The organism is Sinomonas albida, from assembly GCF_004919045.1.
In the GTDB taxonomy this organism is placed as follows: Bacteria; Actinomycetota; Actinomycetes; order Actinomycetales; family Micrococcaceae; genus Sinomonas; species Sinomonas albida.
Genome location: NZ_SWDW01000003.1, coordinates 183,354 through 199,768, shown reverse-complemented (window position 1 = coordinate 199,768; position 16,415 = coordinate 183,354). Strand labels below are relative to the sequence as shown.

Genomic DNA, 16,415 nt, shown 5'->3' with positions numbered 1-16,415 from the left:
CGCAACCGGTGGGACGGGACCCCGCAACCGGTGGGACGGGACCCCGCAACCGGTGGGACGGGACCCCGCAACCGGTGGGACGGGACCCCGCAACCGGTGGGACGGGACCCCGCAACCGGTGGGACGGGACCCCGCAACCGATGGGGGGGGTCAGCGGGCGGCGACCAGCTCGCCGTCGTTCGCTGCGTCCTCGGTGAAGGCCGAGCGTGACCGCGGCGCGTTGTACAGCGCGAGGTCGAGGATGCCCTGCCGCTTCGCCACGATGGTCGGCACGAGGGCCTGGCCCGCCACGTTGATCGCGGTGCGGCCCATGTCGAGGATCGGGTCGATGGCGAGGAGCAGGCCGACGCCCGCGAGCGGCAGCCCGAGGGTCGAGAGCGTGAGCGTCAGCATGACGACGGCCCCTGTCGTGCCAGCCGTGGCGGCCGAGCCGAGCACGGACACGAGCACGATGAGCAGGTACTGGCTGAAGTCGAGGTGCAGGCCGAAGAACTGGGCGACGAAGATCGACGCGACGGCGGGGTAGACCGCGGCGCAGCCGTCCATCTTGGTCGTCGCACCGAGCGGCACGGCGAACGAGGCGTAGCCCTGCGGGACGCCGAGGTTGCGCTCGGCGACGCGCTGCGTGAGCGGAAGCGTGCCGATCGAGGACCGCGACACGAAGCCGAGCTGGACCGCCGGCCATACCCCGGAGAAGTACTGCCGGACCGAGAGCCCGTGGCTCTTGACGAGGATCGGGTACACGACGAACAGCACGAGGACCAAGCCCACGTAGATCGCGACGACGAACTTCCCGAGCGCCCCGATAGTGTCCCAGCCGTACGTTGCGACGGCATTGCCGATCAGGCCGATGCTTCCGAGCGGAGCGATCCGGATGATCCACCACAGGACCTTCTGGATGATTTCGAGCGCGGAGCGCGTGAACGTCAGGAACGGATCCGCCTTCGCGCCGAGCTTCAGCACGGCCACACCGACGGCGATGGCGATGACCAGGATCTGGAGGACGTTGAAGCTCACGCTCGTGGTGACGGCGCCGCCGTCGGCCACGGTCGAGCTCGCGGTGAGGCCCAGGAAGTTGTGCGGGAAGAGGCCCGTGAGGAAGGCCCACCAGTCGCCGGTCTTGCCCGCGTACTTGGCCTGCTGGGTGATGCCCGTGTTCGCCCCGGGCTGGAACAGGACGCCGAGGCCGATCCCGATGAGCACGGCGATGAGCGCCGTGACCGCGAACCACAGGAGCGTGTTCCACGCGAGCTTGGCGGCGTTGGAGACCTGACGGAGGTTCGCGATCGAGCTCACCACCGCGGTGAAGATGAGGGGGACGACGGCGGTCTGCAGCAGGGCGACGTAGCTGCTGCCGATCGTCGAAAGCGTGGCGCCGAGGCCGTTGGGCTTGGCTGCGGTGCTGCCGGTGTACTTCGCGACGAGGCCGAGGATGACGCCGACGACGAGCGCAGCGATGATCTGCGTGCCGAACGACGTGGCCCACGCCGGGAGCCGGCGGGTGCGGGTGCTGGGAGATGTGCTCACTCGCAGCACGATAGGTCGATCGCGTATAACACACACACTAACTGTTGAGAAATATGACAGCCAAAAGAAAGGCGCGGCATTTGAGGATCCCTGAAATGCCGCGCCAGACGGGTGAATTGTTACGTTATTCCCGTCGCACAAGTGAACAATGTCACGCGAGCAGGGCCCGCCGAAGCGTGTCGAGACCCACCGAACCGAGGTTGAGCGCCCGCGTGTGGAACTCCTTGAGGTCGAACTCGCGTCCCTCGGCCTCGGCACGCGCCGCGAGGTCGGCCCGCGTCTGCTCCCACAGCCGCTGCCCGACCTTGTACGACGGCGCCTGCCCCGGCCATCCGAGGTAGCGGTGGTACTCGAAGTCGAGCTGCCCGTCCGAGATGTCCAGGTTCTCGCGCAGGAACGCGTAGCCCTTCTCCGGCGTCCAGATGCCAGAGCCCCAGCGCTCGGGTACCTCGAGCTCGAGGTGCACGCCGATGTCGAACACGACGCGGGCCGCGCGCATGCGCTGCGCGTCGAGCATGCCCATGCGATCGCCGGGATCGGAGAGGTAGCCGAGTTCGTCCATGAGCCGCTCGGCGTACAGAGCCCAGCCCTCGCCGTGCCCGGACACCCAGCACACGAGACGACGCCAGCGGTTGAGCGTCTCGCGCTGGTAGACGGCCGTGGCGCATTGGAGGTGGTGGCCGGGGACGCCCTCGTGGTAGACGGTCGTCGTCTCGGACCATGTTGTGAAGGAGTCCTCGCCCGCGGGGACGGACCACCACATGCGGCCCGGCCGGGAGAAGTCGTCCGAGGGTGCCGTGTAGTAGATCCCGCCGTCCTGCGTCGGGGCGATCATGCACTCGAGCTTGCGCATGGGCTCGGCGATGTCGAAATGCTTCCCCGCGAGGTCAGCGACGGCGCGGTCCGAGAGGCCCTGCATCCACTCGCGGAGCGCGTCGGTGCCCTTGAGCTGGCGAGCGGGGTCGGCGTTGAGCGCTTCCTTGGCCTCGGCGATCGTGGCGGCGGGCTTGATCTGCTCGGCGACGGCCTCCTGCTCGGCGATGATGCGGTCCAGTTCGGCCACGCCCCACGCGTACGTCTCCTCGAGATCCACCGCCGCCCCGAGGAAGCGGCGCGAGGCGAGCGCGTAGCGTTCGCGTCCCACGGCGTCCTTCTCGGGCGCCTGCGGCAGGAGCTCGCCCTCGAGGAAGTCCGCGAGCTGACGGTACGCCGCCGCGGCGGAGGCGCACCCTTCGGTGACTGCACGGTCCAGGTCCGCGCCCAGGGGCGCGCCGCCGAGCGTTGCGTTGGCGGCGAGCTGTGCGAAGAAGCCGGTTCCCTCGGCGCCGTACTTGCGCGCTTGGCCGACGACGGCGCGCACCTGGCGCGCTGCTGCGACCTTGCCGGCCGCGGCGGCCTCGCGCAGCGACTCGATGTAGCCGGCGACGGCGGCGGGCACGTTCGCCGCGCGCCCGGCGATGTTGCCCCACTGCTCGGCGGTGTCGGTCGGCATGAGGTCGAAGACGGCCCGGATGTGCTGCGCGGGCGAGTCGATGTTGTTGAGCTCCCCGAGCTTCCAGCCGCTCGCATGCTCCTCGGCCTCGAGCCCCAGCCGCTCGCGCATCGCGTCGAGCGTGACCTCGTCGATGGAGTCCGTCGGCTCAAGCGCTCCGAGGAGCGCGAGCGTGTCGCGGACCAGCCCGACCTCGGCCTGGTGGCCGGCGGGCGAGTAGTCCGGGTATTCGGTCTCGTGGCCGGCGAAGCCGAGCTCCGTCGCGAGGGACGGGTTGAGCTCCAGCAGTCGATCGGTGAACGTCTCCGCCGCAGCGTCGATCATGGACGGCGCGCGGTTCGGGACCTGATCGGCGGCGTCTGCGGTCGGGGAATCCGGGGAATTCTGAGTCACGAGCCCGAGCCTATCCCTCAGGTTTGGCTTATGAAAGAACCCGTGCACACCGCGAGCCCTCGGCCCGTGGGGCAGAAGTGGGGGCAGAAGTGGCTCAGTAGCGCCCGCGGCGCTGGGCCATCGCGTAGCGCGGGCGCAGCGCCGCGCGCCGGATGCGTTCGCGGCGCGTGGGCGCCGCGACGGGAGCCTCCTCGGGCTCTTCGCTCGCAGCGGCGGCGAGCACGGCCGTGAGCGCGGCCAGCTCCTCGGGGGTCGGGTTCCCCTTGGTGACCGAGAACAGGGGCTCAGCCACGACGGCGGGGGCGTCCCCGCCGTCGTTCGCCGAGCCGATCCCCTCAGGGGTGGGGTGCGCGCTCACAGCGGGATGTTCCCGTGCTTCTTGGCGGGCATCGACGCGTGCTTGTCGCGCAGCGCGCGGAGCCCGCGCACGAGCTGCACGCGCGTCTCCGACGGCGCGATGACCGCGTCCACGTAGCCGAGCTCGGCGGCCTGATAAGGGTTGAGGAGCTCCTCCTCGTACTGCTGGATGAGCTCGGCGCGCTTGGCTTCGACGTCGCCGCCGTCCGCCGCGACGGTCGCGAGCTCGCGGCGGTACAGGATGTTGACGGCGCCCTGTGCGCCCATGACGCCGATCTGGGCCGTGGGCCACGCGAGGTTCAGGTCTGCGCCGAGCTTCTTCGAGCCCATGACGATGTATGCGCCGCCGTACGCCTTGCGGCAGATGACCGTGAGCTTCGGGACAGTGGCCTCGGCATACGCGTAGAGGAGCTTCGCGCCGCGCCGGATGATGCCCTGGAACTCCTGGTCCTTGCCCGGAAGGAAGCCTGGGACGTCGACGAGTGTGATGATCGGGATGTTGAACGCGTCGCAGTGCCGCACGAAGCGGGCGGCCTTCTCGGATGCCGCGATGTCGAGCGTGCCCGCGAACTGGATGGGCTGGTTCGCCACGATTCCCACGGTGTGGCCCTCGACCCGCCCATAGCCGATGATGACGTTCGGAGCGTAGAGCGACTGCATCTCGAGGAACGCACCGTCGTCGACGATGCCCTCGATGACCGTCCGCATGTCGTAGCCGTGCGTCGGCGAATCGGGGACGAGCGTGTCGAGCGCCGCGTCCTCGTCCGTCTCCTCGAGCTCCTGGTCCGACTCCAGGAGGGGAGCCTCGACGAGGTTGTTGGAGGGAAGGTAGTCGAGCAGCTCGCGGACGAACTCGATCGCGTCCTTCTCATCCGAGGCGAGGTACGTCGCCGTGCCGGTGGTCGCGTTGTGCTGGCGCGCGCCGCCGAGCGTCTCCATGTCCACTTCCTCGCCCGTGACCGTCTTGATCACGTCGGGGCCGGTGATGAACATGTGGCTCGTCTTGTCCACCATGACCACGTAGTCCGTGAGTGCGGGGGAGTAGGCCGCGCCGCCGGCGCACGGGCCCATGATGAGGGAGATCTGCGGGATGACGCCGGAGGCCGCGACGTTGTTCCGGAAGATGTCTGCGAACATCGCGAGCGAGGCGACGCCCTCCTGGATGCGCGCGCCGCCGCCGTCGTTGATGCCCACCACGGGGCAGCCGTTCCGGAGTGCGAACTCCTGGACCTTCACGATCTTCTCGCCGTTGACCTGGCTCAGCGAACCGCCGTAGACCGAGAAGTCCTGGCTGTAGACCGCGACGAGCCGGCCGTCCACCGTGCCGTAGCCGGAGGCGACGCCGTCTCCGAGGGGCTTCTTCTTCGCCATGCCGAACGCCGTGGAGCGGTGCACCGCGAGCGCGTCGAATTCGACGAACGAGCCCTCGTCGAGCAGCATCTCGATGCGTTCCCGGGCCGTGTTCTTCCCGCGAGCATGCTGCTTCTCGACTGCCTCGGGGCCGGACGGAAGCTGCGAGGCTGCCCGCCGCTCGCGGAAGTCCGCGATCTTGCCTGCTGTCGTGGTCAGGTCGTGGGTCACGTGCTCCAGCTCTCGGTCGGCGATTCGGTCAAATGTAGGTTCCGCACAATTGGCGGCGTCGTCACCACAGTCTAGTGAGGCGTGTGCGGGGTTCGTGTGTAGGAACCCTACAATTTCCGGGCGCCGCGCGCAGTGCACGACGGCGGCTGTCCCCGAGCGCTTTCCCCCACCGCTTGTTACTCGTCAGTAACATGTGCCGTACACTCGTGGCATGACGACGATCACACCCGGTGGCACCGCGGGCGGCGACGGCTCGGAAGGGCTGGCGGGACGAACCCTCCTGATGAGCGGAGGGAGCCGCGGGATCGGCCTCGCGATCGCGAAACGCGCCGCCGCCGACGGTGCGAACATCGTGCTGCTGGCCAAGACGGCCCAGCCGCATCCCAAGCTCCCCGGAACCATCTTCGACGCCGCCGCCGAGATCGACGCCGTCGGCGGCCGCGCGCTTCCCATCGTGGGGGACGTCCGCAACGACGACGACGTCGCGCGCGCGGTGGACGCCGCCGTCGAACGCTTCGGCGGGATCGACGCGGTGGTCAACAACGCCTCGGCGATCGACCTCTCGCGCACGGACGCGATCGACATGAAGCGCTATGACCTCATGCAGGACATCAACGCCCGGGGCTCCTTCCTCCTCGCCAAGCTCGCCCTGCCCGCCCTGCGCGAGGCCTCGCGCGGCGGCCGCGCCGCCCACATCCTCACGCTCTCACCGCCGCTCAACCTCGACCCCAGGTGGGCCGGGGCGCATCTCGCGTACACGATGGCGAAGTACGGCATGAGCCTCGTGACGCTCGGTCTTGCGGAGGAGCTCCGCGGCGACGGGATCGGCGTCAACTCCCTGTGGCCGCGCACCGCCATCGACACCGCGGCCATCCGGAACGTCGTGGCCAACGCGGAGATGGCCCGGTCCACCCGCAGCCCGGAGATCATGGCCGACGCCGCACATGCGATCCTCACGAGCGATCCCCGCACCACCACGGGGCAGTTCTTCATCGACGAAGACGCTCTCCGGCGGGTCGGGGTGACGGACTTCTCGGGCTACAGCCTCGGCGCTCCCGAAGACCAGCTCCTTCCGGATTTCTTCCTCTGACCAGCGGCTTCGCCGGGCGCCGGGTCGGGGTGGATCGCTAGGATTCCGTTATGGAGAACGACGCCCAGCCCGCCGCCGACGAACGCGGCCCCCTCGATCGCTCCCGCCTCGGGGCGGACTTCGCGGCGCGCGCGGGGCTGTCGCGGCTCGAGATCGCGGACGAGCTCGGCTCGACGAACACGGAGCTCTCGCGGCTCGCCGAGACCGAGCCGGACGCTTGGGGCGACCTCGCGGTGCTCGTCGCCGACCACCAGATCCACGGCCATGGGCGCCTGCACCGCCCTTGGGCGTCCCCGGCGGGATCCTCGCTCGCCGTCTCGATCCTCCTGCGTCCGCACAACGGCTCGGGCCGGCCGCTGCCCACGCAGTGCTACTCGTGGTTCTCCCCGCTTGCGGCGCTCGCGCTGCGCGAATCGCTGGCCCAGGTCGCGGGGCTCGAGTCCGCGCTCAAGTGGCCCAACGACGTCGTGGTCGGGGGCCTCAAGATCTCGGGCATCCTCGCCCACCTCGCGCCGGGCGCGCATGGCGAGCCGCCCGCCGTCGTCCTCGGCACCGGCATCAACGTCTCGCTGCGCCAGGAGGAGCTCCCGGTGCCCACGGCAACGTCGGCAAGCCTCGCCGCGGGGCGTCCCGTGGACCGCACCGACGTGCTCGTGGCGTACCTCGAGGACTTCGCGCGCCGCTACCGGGCGTTCTGCTCCGTGGACGGCAGCGCCGACGCCTCGCTCGCGGGCGGCCGCAGCCTGCTCTCCGAGGTCCAGGACGCGACGATCAGCTTGGGGCGGCGCGTCCGCGTGGAGCTTCCGGGCGGTCGGCGGCTCGAGGGGCGCGCCGTGGGCCTGGACGGGCACGGCGCGCTGCAGATCGTGGAGGACGACGGCGGGCGGCACACCGTGTCCGCCGGCGACGTGGTGCATCTGCGCCCGGCCAACGGCGGCTATGCGTAGACTGCTTGTCCCCGGCGAGCAGGTGATCGTCGACACGCGTCGGCACGGCTCGGTTCTCGTCGTGCCTGCCGCGGTTGGCGTGCTCGTGGTCGGGGCGGCCGCCTTCGCGGCCGGATGGCTCTACCGCGGGCGGCTCGAGGGCGTCGTGCCGTGGTTCCCCGGAGGCCTCGGTCCGTGGCTCGCGCTCGTTCCTGCAGCGCTCGGCGTGTGGCTCCTCGCCAGGTACCCGCTGCACCGCCTCGTCGGGTGGACGTCTCTGCACTACGTGCTCACGAGCCACCGCGTGCTCCGCCGCGAGCGCGGCCTCAGGCGGAGCGATCGGGAGCTCCCGCTCGCGATGGTCCGGGATGTCGCGGTCCGCCAGTCGGTGGTGCAGTCCCTCGCACGCTCCGGGACGATAACCTTGACGACGGGGCAGGCGGCGAGCCTCCGGCTGGACGACGTGCCCGAAGTGCGCAGCTTTCGGCAGCTGGTCCTCGACGCGATCGATGAGCTCCCACCGGGCCAGGACTTCCCCGGGGCGGACGACGGCGGCCTGCCGGGTCCGCTCGGCGGGCCGGGCTTCTCGGATGCGCCGCGGCCGAGTGAGCTGAGAGATTGATGGAGGGCGACGCGATGGACGAGGACCTGACCTCCGCCGCGCCCGAGGAGCCGACGGACGGGGAGTTCGACGAGGTTCTGGACGTCGATGCGAGCGATCCTGTCGAGGCCGTGGCCGCGGCCGCGGGCGGCCGGGCCGACTACCGCGGCGACGCGAAGTCCCTCGAAAGCCTCCTGCTCGGCGGCGAGCGCACGCTCAAGCGCCGCGACGTCGCCCAGGGAGTCGGCCTCTCGCTGTTCTCCGCCCGGAAGCTGTGGCGGGCCCTCGGGATGCCGAACTTCACGGACGACGACCTCGCGTTCACGAGCGAGGACCTCGAGCATCTCAAGATCATGCCGGCGCTCGTGCGCGACGGGGTGCTCACCGAGGACGCGGCGATCTCCGTGACGCGCGCGATCGGCCAGATGACCGACCGCATGGTCGTGTGGCAGGTCGAGGCGCTCGTCGAGGACATGGTCGCGACCCAGGGGATCTCCGACGCCGAGGCGCGCGTGCGGCTCGTCGACGAGCTTCCGAGGCTCATCGAGCCGCTCGAGGAGATGCTCGTCTACTCGTGGCGGCGCCAGCTCAGCGCGGGCGTCCAGCGGCTTGCCGTGCGCGCCAAGGAAGGGCTCGAGGCGAGCGAGGAGGGGCGCAAGGGCACCGAGGACGACGCGCCGCTGCCGCTGGCGCGGGCCGTCGGCTTCGCCGACCTCGTCTCCTACACGAGCCTTTCGAGGCGCATGAACGAGAAGACGCTCGCACGGCTCGTCCAGACCTTCGAGAGCATCTGCGCCGAGGTCATCTCCGTGGGCGGCGGCCGGCTCGTCAAGACCGTCGGGGACGAAGTGCTGTACATCGCCGAGACTCCGACCGCCGGGGCCGAGATCGCGCTTGCGCTGTCCCGCGAGATCGCCGCGGACGAGCGGCTGCCCGAGGGCCGGGTCGCGATGGTCTGGGGACGCGTTCTGAGCCGGCTCGGCGACATCTACGGGCCGACCGTCAACCTCGCGGCCCGCCTCACGGCGATCGCCGACCCGGGGCAGGTGCTCGTCGACGAGCTCACGGCCGGCGTCCTGGGGAGCGATCCGCGCTTCGTCTTCGAGGGGCTCGAGGCGCAGAACGTGCGTGGTTTCGGCGAAATCCGGCCAGTCGTGCTCAGGCGCGGCGAGGGAACGGGTATCGTCCTCGACTGATGGTGCGAGCGAGGGGAGGGCCCATGGCGGAGGCCGAAAATCCGCGACACACTGCATCCCTAGCGTTCGGCGTCGGGGCCGCGACGGACCGCGGCAGCGTCCGCGAGCTCAACGAGGACTCGTTCCTCGCGCGGGAGCCTGTCTTCGCGGTCGCGGACGGCATGGGCGGCCACGAGGCCGGCGAAGTCGCGAGTCGGCTCTGCATAGAGTCCCTCGACAGCGAGTCCGTGCTTCGACCGGGTCGCCGCACGGTCACGCCGGTCGACGTGGTCCTGGCCGTGCGCAACGCCGACCTCGCGATCCGCGAGGCCACGGGCGCGCTCGCGGGGACGACGCTCGCCGCCGCGATCTTCACCGAGGGCGAGGACGGCCCGGCGTGGCTCGTGGCGAACGTCGGCGATTCGCGCGTGTACCTCGAACTCGAAGGCGAATTCGCGCAGCTCACCGAGGACCACTCGGAGGTGTGGGAGCTCCTGGCCCGAGGCGAGCTCACGCCTGAGGAGGCCCGTGTCTATCCACGGCGCAACGTCGTGACGCGGGCGCTCGGGACGGGCTTTGACGCGGACCCCGACCTGTGGAGCTTCCCGGCGAACCCCGGGCAGCGGCTGCTCGTGTGCTCGGACGGACTCACGTGCGAGCTCGACGACGAGCAGATCGCCGGCATCCTTGCCGAGCACGCGGACCCGCAGGCGGCGGCCGACGCGCTCGTCGCCGCCGCGCTCGCGGCCGGGGGAAGCGACAACGTCACGGTCGTCGTCGTCGCGGTGCGCGAGGGCGACGACGACGGCGGCCCCGCGGCGTCGCCGCCCCTTCCGCTGTCGGAGGGTTAGGGCAAGATAGGACACGTGACCGCAGAATCCGTGATCCCACCCGATGCCCCATCTGCGACGCTCCGGGAGGAGTACGACTCCCTCGCGGACGAGGTGCGCCGGCACCGGGCCCTGTACTACAACGAGGACGCCCCGGTCATCTCCGACGCCGAGTACGATTCGCTGTTCCGGCGCCTCGAGGAGCTCGAGGCCCTGCACCCCGAGCTCGTCTCGAACGATTCGCCGACCCAGGAGGTCGGCGGGGAGGCCACGGCGGCGTTCGCGCCGGTCACTCACCTGAGCCGCATGTACAGCCTCGAGGACGTGTTCTCGATCGAGGAGCTCGACGCCTGGATCGCCCGCGCCGAGGCGAGCGTCGCCGGGCTCGGGGGAAGCCTCCCGCCGGTCCGCTGGCTCACCGAGCTCAAGATCGACGGGCTCGCCATCAATCTCCTGTACCGCCGCGGGGAACTCGTCCGCGCGGCAACGCGCGGAGATGGGCGCACGGGCGAAGACGTCACCCACAACGTCCTGACCATCAAGGACATCCCCAGGACGCTCGCGGGGGAGGGGCACCCCGAGGAGGTCGAGATCCGCGGCGAGGTCTACATCCCGCAGAAGGCGTTCAAGGAATTCAACGACGCGCTCATCGCGGACGGCAAGGCGCCGCTTGCGAACCCCCGCAACGCGGCCGCGGGTTCCCTGCGCCAGAAGGACCCAGCCGAGACCGCCAAGCGACCGCTCAGCATGTTCGTCCACGGCGTCGGCGTGCGCGAGGGAATCCCTGCGAGCAGCCAGGCGGAGACCTACGCGCTGCTCAAGTCCTGGGGCCTCCCCACGAGCCCGTACTTCGAGGTCTTCGAGACGTACGCCGAGGTGCGCGACTACATCGAGAAGTACCGCGAGAAGCGCCACAGCCTCATCCATGAGATCGACGGCATCGTGGTCAAGGTCGACGACTTCGCGACGCAGCGCGCCCTCGGCCACACGAGCCGCGTGCCGCGCTGGTCGGTTGCGTTCAAGTACCCGCCTGAGGAGGTCCACACGAAGCTCCTCGACATCCTCGTGAACGTGGGCCGCACGGGCCGCGTCACGCCGTTCGGCGTCATGGTGCCGGTCAAGGTCGCGGGGTCCACCGTGGAAATGGCCACGCTCCACAACCAGGACGTCGTGAAGGCCAAGGGCGTCAAGATCGGCGACATCGTGGTGCTCCGCAAGGCCGGGGACGTCATCCCGGAGATTGTCGGTCCCGTCCTCGCGCTCCGAGACCAGCAGGAGCCTCCGGTCCGCGACTTCGTCATGCCCACCGAGTGCCCGTCCTGCGGGACTCCGCTCGCCCCGGCGAGGGAGGGCGACGTGGACATCAGGTGCCCCAACGCGCGCTCCTGCCCGTCGCAGCTTCGTGAGCGCGTGTTCCATCTGGCTGGCCGCGGCGCTTTCGACATCGAGGCGCTCGGCTGGGAGGCCGCCATCGCGCTTACCCAGCCGGCCGAACCCGAGACGCCGCCGCTCAGGAACGAGGCGGGGGTCTTCGACCTCACGCCCGAGGACCTGCGCGACGTCATGATCCGGCGCGAGAAGCGCTCGAAGGGTGTCGGCACGGGAGAGTGGGAACTCGTTCCGTACTTCTGGACGAAGCCGAGCGCGAAGACGCCGTCCAAGCCGAGTGCCAACACGGAGAAGCTCTTCCGCGAGCTCGAGAAGGCCAAAGCTCAGCCGTTCTGGCGCGTCCTCGTGGCGCTGTCCATCCGGCACGTCGGCCCGACGGCGTCGCGCGCGCTGGCGACTCGCTACGGCTCGATGGACGCGCTGCGGGCGGTGCTCGACTCCGAGGGCGCACGGGAACAGCTCGCCGAGGTCGACGGCGTGGGCCCGATCATCGCGGACGCGCTCATCGAGTGGTTCGCCGAGGACTGGCACCGCGACATCGTGGACCGCTGGAAGGCGGCGGGCGTCAAGATGGAGGACGAGCGGCACGCGGCCGGTCCGCGCACGCTCGAAGGCCTCACGGTCGTCGTCACAGGCTCTCTCGACGGCTTCAGCCGCGACGAGGCCAAGGAGGCCATCATCACGCGCGGCGGGAAGGCCGCAGGATCCGTCTCGAAGAACACGGACTACGTGGTCGCCGGGGACAACGCCGGCACGAAGCTCGACAAGGCCGAATCGCTGGGCATCCCGGTCCTCGACGAGGACGGGTTCCGTGCCCTTCTGGCCGAAGGCCCCGCTGGCGTCGGCGGGGGCGCGAGCCCGGCGGCGGATGGCGCGGCTCCAGCCGCTCCCGAGTCCGCGGCGGAGGCGGAATCCGGGACAGCGGCCGAATCGGCTGCCGAGGCGGAGTCGGCTGCCGAGGCGGAATCAGCCGCAGGGGCAGCGCCGTTCCTCGAGACGGACGAGGCCCCGTGAGCGCCGCCTACACGCCGGACTTCCTCGCGGGACTGCTCTCGACGGCACGTCGCGCGGCCACCGCGGGCGCGACGGTCCTCGGCGCGCGCGACGGCGCGCGGCTGGGTCAGGAGACGAAGAGCTCGGGCAGCGACTGGGTCACCGAGTTCGATCTCGCGGCAGAGAAGGCGGTGCGCGAGGTGCTCGCCGCGGAGCGGCCGCACGACATCGTGACGGGCGAGGAGCAGGGCACGTCCAGGGTCGCCGAGCCGAGCGGCTTCCGCTGGTCGATCGACCCGCTCGACGGCACCACGAACTTCATCCGCGACATCGTCTACTACGCCACCAGCGTCGCGGTCGCCGATGCGAGCGGTCGGTGGCTCGCCGGCGTCGTCAATGCCCCGGCGCTGCGCCGCGAATACTGGGCCGTGCGCGGCGCGGGTGCGTTCCGCAGCGACGACGGCGGCGAGCCCCGCCTGCTCGACGGCCCCGTGCCGGGGCGCGACGCCGCGGGGGCGGCGCTCCTCGCGACCGGCTTCAGCTACGACCCGCGGGTCCGGGCCGAGCAGGCACGCTTCCTTCCAGGCCTCATGGACGGCTTCGGGGACATGCGCCGACTCGGCTCAGCTGCGCTGGATCTGTGCCTCGTCGCAGACGGGACGCACGATGCCTACGGCGAGCGCGGCCTGAACGAGCATGACTTCGCCGCGGGCGCACTGATCGCCGAGGAGGCGGGCTGCTGGGTCCGGCGGCCGCAGCTCACGAGCCCGCTCGAAGGCGGCCCGACCGACGTCGAGCGGCTCGCGTCCTGGACGTGTGCGGGCGGCATCGAGTTCTCCGGCCGGTTCCCCGTCGAATGAGCCGGACCGTGAGTGCACCGAGCAAGCACCTGACCATCAGGGAGGCCACGGCTGCCGACTACGCCGAGATCGCCCGCATCACATGGGCCGCGTATCTCGGCGCCGGCTATTTCGACAGCACGGAACATCCGTACATGCGGCAGATCGCCGACGTCGGCTACCGCGCCGCGCGCGGCACCGTCCTGGTTGCGGAGCGAGACGGACTGATCGTCGGGTCCGTCACGCTCATGGCCCACGGCGACGGCTTCGAGCAGGTCGCTCGGGAGGGCGAATTCGAGTTCCGGCTCCTGGTCGTGGACCCGGCGGTGCAGCGCAGCGGTGCGGGAAGCGCCCTCGTCGCCGAAGTGGAGGCGAGGGCCAAGCGGGCGGGCGCCACCGCCGTCGTCCTCACGACTGGTGACCGCTGGGAGGCGCCCAACGCGCTCTACCCACGACTCGGCTACGTCCGCGCGCCCGAGCTCGACTGGCCCATCCCAGACACCGACATCATGCTGCCGGTCTACCGCAAGACCCTCTGACCCGAGCCCGGCTTCATGCCAGCTCCGGCGGGCCGCCTGACCGGCGCGACCGGCCCGGAGCGCACCCTCCCTTGGGCCCATGGTGGCCTCGTTGCGCGCCACGGTGGCCTCGTTGCGCTCCGCGGCGGCCGTTGTCGAATCCAGGTCTCACAGGAGCACGACAGGTTGCACCTATACCGTCCTACTGGATGGACGTACAACCGCAACCCACCGCAGCCACGGACGGTGTGCCGGGCCGGCAATTCACCACGAAACGGGCGAAAGCGGAGACCGTGGCCATCTTCGCCGTCTTCGCTCTCTACGTGGCCTTCCTTCTCAGGCTGCTTCTCTTCTCTCGCGCACCGGGTTCGGAGAGATCGATAAATCTCATCCCGTCCGCGAGTATCGCGGAATACGTGTCCAGCCACTCTTCCGGGATCGGGAGAGTGGCGTTCGCCAACGTCGTCGGGAACATCCTGATCTTCATCCCTCTTGGAGCCTACCTATCGTGGCTCCGACGTCGGGCGGCAGTACGGCCGACCGTGCTCACGGTCGCCGCGGTCAGCGTGGCGGTAGAGATCATCCAAGGCGTGTTTGCGGTTGGAGCATCGGACATCGACGACGTGATCCTGAACTGCGTTGGAGGAATCATCGGAATCTTCACCTTCAGGCTTCTTTCCGTGATGCTGCGCGAGCAATCCCTGGTGCGGACCGGGATGGCCGTGCTGTCACTGCTCTCCCTGCCCGTCTGGTGCTACTTCCTCTTCGTCGTCCGACTGCACATGTGAGCACAACCCACCATCCTCGACGTGACAGCAGAGCGACCCCCTGATGCAGGACTCATCGGGGCTGAGCCAGTCTTGGAAATGCCCGAAGTTCTTGGGGTAGTCCAGGTCAGCACGCGGTATCTGCGGCGACAAGTCGGCTGGACTCAGCCGACTTTGGCCAGGCAGGTACTCACAATCATGTTCGAATAAGCTGCTCAACAATCGTTGTGTCTCGAACGAGAATTCGATAAAATTGTGACATGGGGGATTGGCGGAGTGAGATCGAGGATCTGCTGGGCCGTGACGGGTCCGGGCTGACGCTCAGGGACATCGAGTCCTTCGCAACGCGTCTTGGGAGCAGGTTCGCCGGCCGGAACGTGGCCGGCGCCGGGCATGGCGGGCCAGGGCTTGCCGGGCCCGAGCTGATCGGGCCCGAGCTCACCGGACCCGAGCTGATCGACCGGATCGCGGTGCTCGAACGGCTCAAGGCGGCGGCTGCGGCCGAGCAGGCGAGGGCGGAGGCGGCGTTCGCCGGGCTGTGTGAGGCCGGCGCCGATCCGCGGACCGCGGCCCTCGAGGGCAGGACCGGCCGAAGTCCCGCTAGGGTGCGGGAGCGTTCGGCCGCTTCGCAGATCGCGCTGGCGCGCAGTGTCTCGCCGTCGAAGGGCTCGAGGCTGCTCACCGCGGCCAGGCGGCTCGTCGATGACCTGCCGCACACGCTGCTGGCCCTCGGCGCCGGGAGGTTGAACGAGGACCGAGCGGTCCTGGTTGCCGAGGGCGTGGAAGTGCTCTCCCCAGCCGATCGCGCCGCGGCGGACAGGGAACTGTGCGCGGACCCGCGTCGGCTCGAGGGGCTCGGGGATCGTGCCGTGCAGGACGCGGTGCGCGCGTGCGTCGACGCGATCGATGACGCCGCCGCCCTCGCCCGGGTCCGTCGGGCCGAGGCCGGGCGCCGCGTGACCGTCCGGCGGCTCCCTGATTCCATGGCCCAGCTCACGGCCATCCTTCCGGTGGCCCAGGCCGCAGCTGTCGAGGCCGCCCTCCGGCAGGCCGCAGGCACGGCGCGGGCCTCCGGGGACGGGCGGACGGTCGGGCAGGTCGCCGCCGATACGCTCGTCGAGCGGGCGACGGGCCAGGCGCACGCGGACGCCGTGCCCCTGCGGGTCGGGCTCGTCATGACCGACGCCTCGCTCTTCGGTGGCGCCCGCGAATCGGCCGTGCTCTTGGGCTACGGGACCATCACCGCAGCCCGGGCGCGCGGCATGATCGCCACAACGGCCCGCGGAGCCGCTGGACAGTCGAGCCCCCGCGCCAACCCAGACATGGGCGCGGACCCTAGCTCCGGGGCGGGCACCGGCCCGGGGGCGAACCCTGACTTGGACGCCGATTCAGACCCGGGCCTGCGGGGCGGGCGCGTTCCGCCGGGGGCCGGCGCCGCTGCGCTTGCCGGGGTGTGGCTGAAGCGGCTGTTCCTCAATCCATCGACAGGCGAGCTCGCAGCGATGGAGTCGAAGCTGCGCAGATTCCCCCGGGCGCTCGCGGACTTCATCGAGACCCGCGACCAGCGGTGCCGGACGCCGTTCTGCGATGCGCCGATCAGGCACATCGACCACGTCGTCCCAGCAGCCCAGGGCGGGGACACCAGCGTTGAGAACGGCCAGGGACTCTGCGAGAACTGCAACCACGCCAAGGACTCGCCCGGATGGGAGCAGCAAGTCGTCGGCGCTGACGAGGCTGGCGGTCTCGGTCCGCAGGGCGACATCATGACCGTCACGCCAACCGGTCACCAGTACTACTCCCCGCCGGTCGTGCTCCCGGGCGCCGCATCCTGGCAGGAGCAGCAGATCCGCCACGCCGGCTGACCTCCCTGCGCGAATGCCTGGTCGGCGTCGCGAAGGCCTGGTCTGCGTCGCGAAGGCCTGGTCTGCCTCACCGTT

The 16,415-nt window shown here is 70.3% G+C and carries 14 protein-coding genes; 10 read left to right on the top strand and 4 right to left on the bottom strand.

The features are described from left to right. Positions 1 to 150 precede the first annotated feature (150 nt). The 4 genes from E6A26_RS04470 to E6A26_RS04455 all read right to left on the bottom strand — a co-directional run bounded on the left by E6A26_RS04470 (position 151) and on the right by E6A26_RS04455 (position 5,350). The gene (locus E6A26_RS04470) at positions 151 to 1,527 is read right to left on the bottom strand and encodes a dicarboxylate/amino acid:cation symporter (protein WP_407695359.1); all 1,377 of its coding nucleotides are present in this window, start codon (positions 1,525 to 1,527) and stop codon (positions 151 to 153) included. Positions 1,528 to 1,678: 151 nt separating this feature from the next. Further along, positions 1,679 to 3,343 (bottom strand): DUF885 domain-containing protein, encoded by a 1,665-nt coding sequence (locus tag E6A26_RS04465; protein ID WP_136610053.1) that lies wholly within the window; start codon positions 3,341 to 3,343, stop codon positions 1,679 to 1,681. A gap of 163 nt (positions 3,344 to 3,506) precedes the next feature. Next, complete coding sequence (locus E6A26_RS04460) at positions 3,507 to 3,770, bottom strand: acyl-CoA carboxylase epsilon subunit (RefSeq protein WP_136609984.1); 264 nt, start codon at positions 3,768 to 3,770, stop codon at positions 3,507 to 3,509. After that, positions 3,767 to 5,350, bottom strand: a complete 1,584-nt coding sequence (locus E6A26_RS04455; RefSeq protein ID WP_136609983.1) for an acyl-CoA carboxylase subunit beta — start codon at positions 5,348 to 5,350, stop codon at positions 3,767 to 3,769. The genes E6A26_RS04460 and E6A26_RS04455 overlap by 4 nt, the downstream gene beginning before the upstream one ends. Positions 5,351 to 5,561: 211 nt before the next feature. On the opposite strand from E6A26_RS04455, the gene E6A26_RS04450 reads away from it, so the two are divergent. The 10 genes from E6A26_RS04450 (at position 5,562) to E6A26_RS17840 (ending at position 16,340) form a co-directional block, all read left to right on the top strand. Beyond that, complete coding sequence (locus E6A26_RS04450; RefSeq protein ID WP_136609982.1) at positions 5,562 to 6,440, top strand: SDR family oxidoreductase; 879 nt, start codon at positions 5,562 to 5,564, stop codon at positions 6,438 to 6,440. Positions 6,441 to 6,490: 50 nt separating this feature from the next. Further along, on the top strand, positions 6,491 to 7,387 hold the full coding sequence (locus E6A26_RS04445) for a biotin--[acetyl-CoA-carboxylase] ligase (protein ID WP_136609981.1): 897 nt from the start codon (positions 6,491 to 6,493) through the stop codon (positions 7,385 to 7,387). Beyond that, positions 7,380 to 7,988: a PH domain-containing protein gene (locus E6A26_RS04440; protein WP_136609980.1), complete on the top strand. Its 609-nt coding sequence runs from the start codon at positions 7,380 to 7,382 to the stop codon at positions 7,986 to 7,988. Before E6A26_RS04445 ends, E6A26_RS04440 begins: the two co-directional genes overlap by 8 nt. Positions 7,989 to 8,002: 14 nt before the next feature. Beyond that, the gene (locus E6A26_RS04435) at positions 8,003 to 9,163 is read left to right on the top strand and encodes an adenylate/guanylate cyclase domain-containing protein (protein ID WP_234865027.1); all 1,161 of its coding nucleotides are present in this window, start codon (positions 8,003 to 8,005) and stop codon (positions 9,161 to 9,163) included. Between the two features lie 23 nt (positions 9,164 to 9,186). Beyond that, positions 9,187 to 9,993 (top strand): PP2C family protein-serine/threonine phosphatase, encoded by an 807-nt coding sequence (locus E6A26_RS04430; protein WP_168928666.1) that lies wholly within the window; start codon positions 9,187 to 9,189, stop codon positions 9,991 to 9,993. Between the two features lie 6 nt (positions 9,994 to 9,999). Next, positions 10,000 to 12,375 carry an NAD-dependent DNA ligase LigA gene (ligA, locus tag E6A26_RS04425; protein ID WP_136609977.1) on the top strand — a complete coding sequence of 792 codons (2,376 nt, stop codon included), beginning with the start codon at positions 10,000 to 10,002 and terminating at the stop codon, positions 12,373 to 12,375. Then, the gene (locus E6A26_RS04420) at positions 12,372 to 13,214 is read left to right on the top strand and encodes an inositol monophosphatase family protein (RefSeq protein WP_136609976.1); all 843 of its coding nucleotides are present in this window, start codon (positions 12,372 to 12,374) and stop codon (positions 13,212 to 13,214) included. The genes ligA and E6A26_RS04420 overlap by 4 nt, the downstream gene beginning before the upstream one ends. A gap of 8 nt (positions 13,215 to 13,222) precedes the next feature. Beyond that, complete coding sequence (locus tag E6A26_RS04415) at positions 13,223 to 13,732, top strand: GNAT family N-acetyltransferase (protein WP_234865023.1); 510 nt, start codon at positions 13,223 to 13,225, stop codon at positions 13,730 to 13,732. 272 nt (positions 13,733 to 14,004) lie between these two features. Continuing rightward, on the top strand, positions 14,005 to 14,499 hold the full coding sequence (locus tag E6A26_RS04410; protein ID WP_168928665.1) for a VanZ family protein: 495 nt from the start codon (positions 14,005 to 14,007) through the stop codon (positions 14,497 to 14,499). Between the two features lie 239 nt (positions 14,500 to 14,738). Further along, positions 14,739 to 16,340 (top strand): HNH endonuclease, encoded by a 1,602-nt coding sequence (locus tag E6A26_RS17840; RefSeq protein WP_234865021.1) that lies wholly within the window; start codon positions 14,739 to 14,741, stop codon positions 16,338 to 16,340. The last annotated feature ends 75 nt before the right edge of the window (positions 16,341 to 16,415 follow it).

Coding starts and splice junctions, on each gene's coding strand:
- E6A26_RS04445 (WP_136609981.1), top strand. CDS start 6,491: ATGGAGAACGACGCCCAGCCCGCCGCCGACGAACGCGGCCCCCTCGAT.
- E6A26_RS04465 (WP_136610053.1), bottom strand. CDS start 3,343: ATGATCGACGCTGCGGCGGAGACGTTCACCGATCGACTGCTGGAGCTC.
- E6A26_RS17840 (WP_234865021.1), top strand. CDS start 14,739: ATGGGGGATTGGCGGAGTGAGATCGAGGATCTGCTGGGCCGTGACGGG.
- E6A26_RS04450 (WP_136609982.1), top strand. CDS start 5,562: ATGACGACGATCACACCCGGTGGCACCGCGGGCGGCGACGGCTCGGAA.
- E6A26_RS04435 (WP_234865027.1), top strand. CDS start 8,003: ATGGACGAGGACCTGACCTCCGCCGCGCCCGAGGAGCCGACGGACGGG.
- E6A26_RS04430 (WP_168928666.1), top strand. CDS start 9,187: ATGGCGGAGGCCGAAAATCCGCGACACACTGCATCCCTAGCGTTCGGC.
- E6A26_RS04440 (WP_136609980.1), top strand. CDS start 7,380: ATGCGTAGACTGCTTGTCCCCGGCGAGCAGGTGATCGTCGACACGCGT.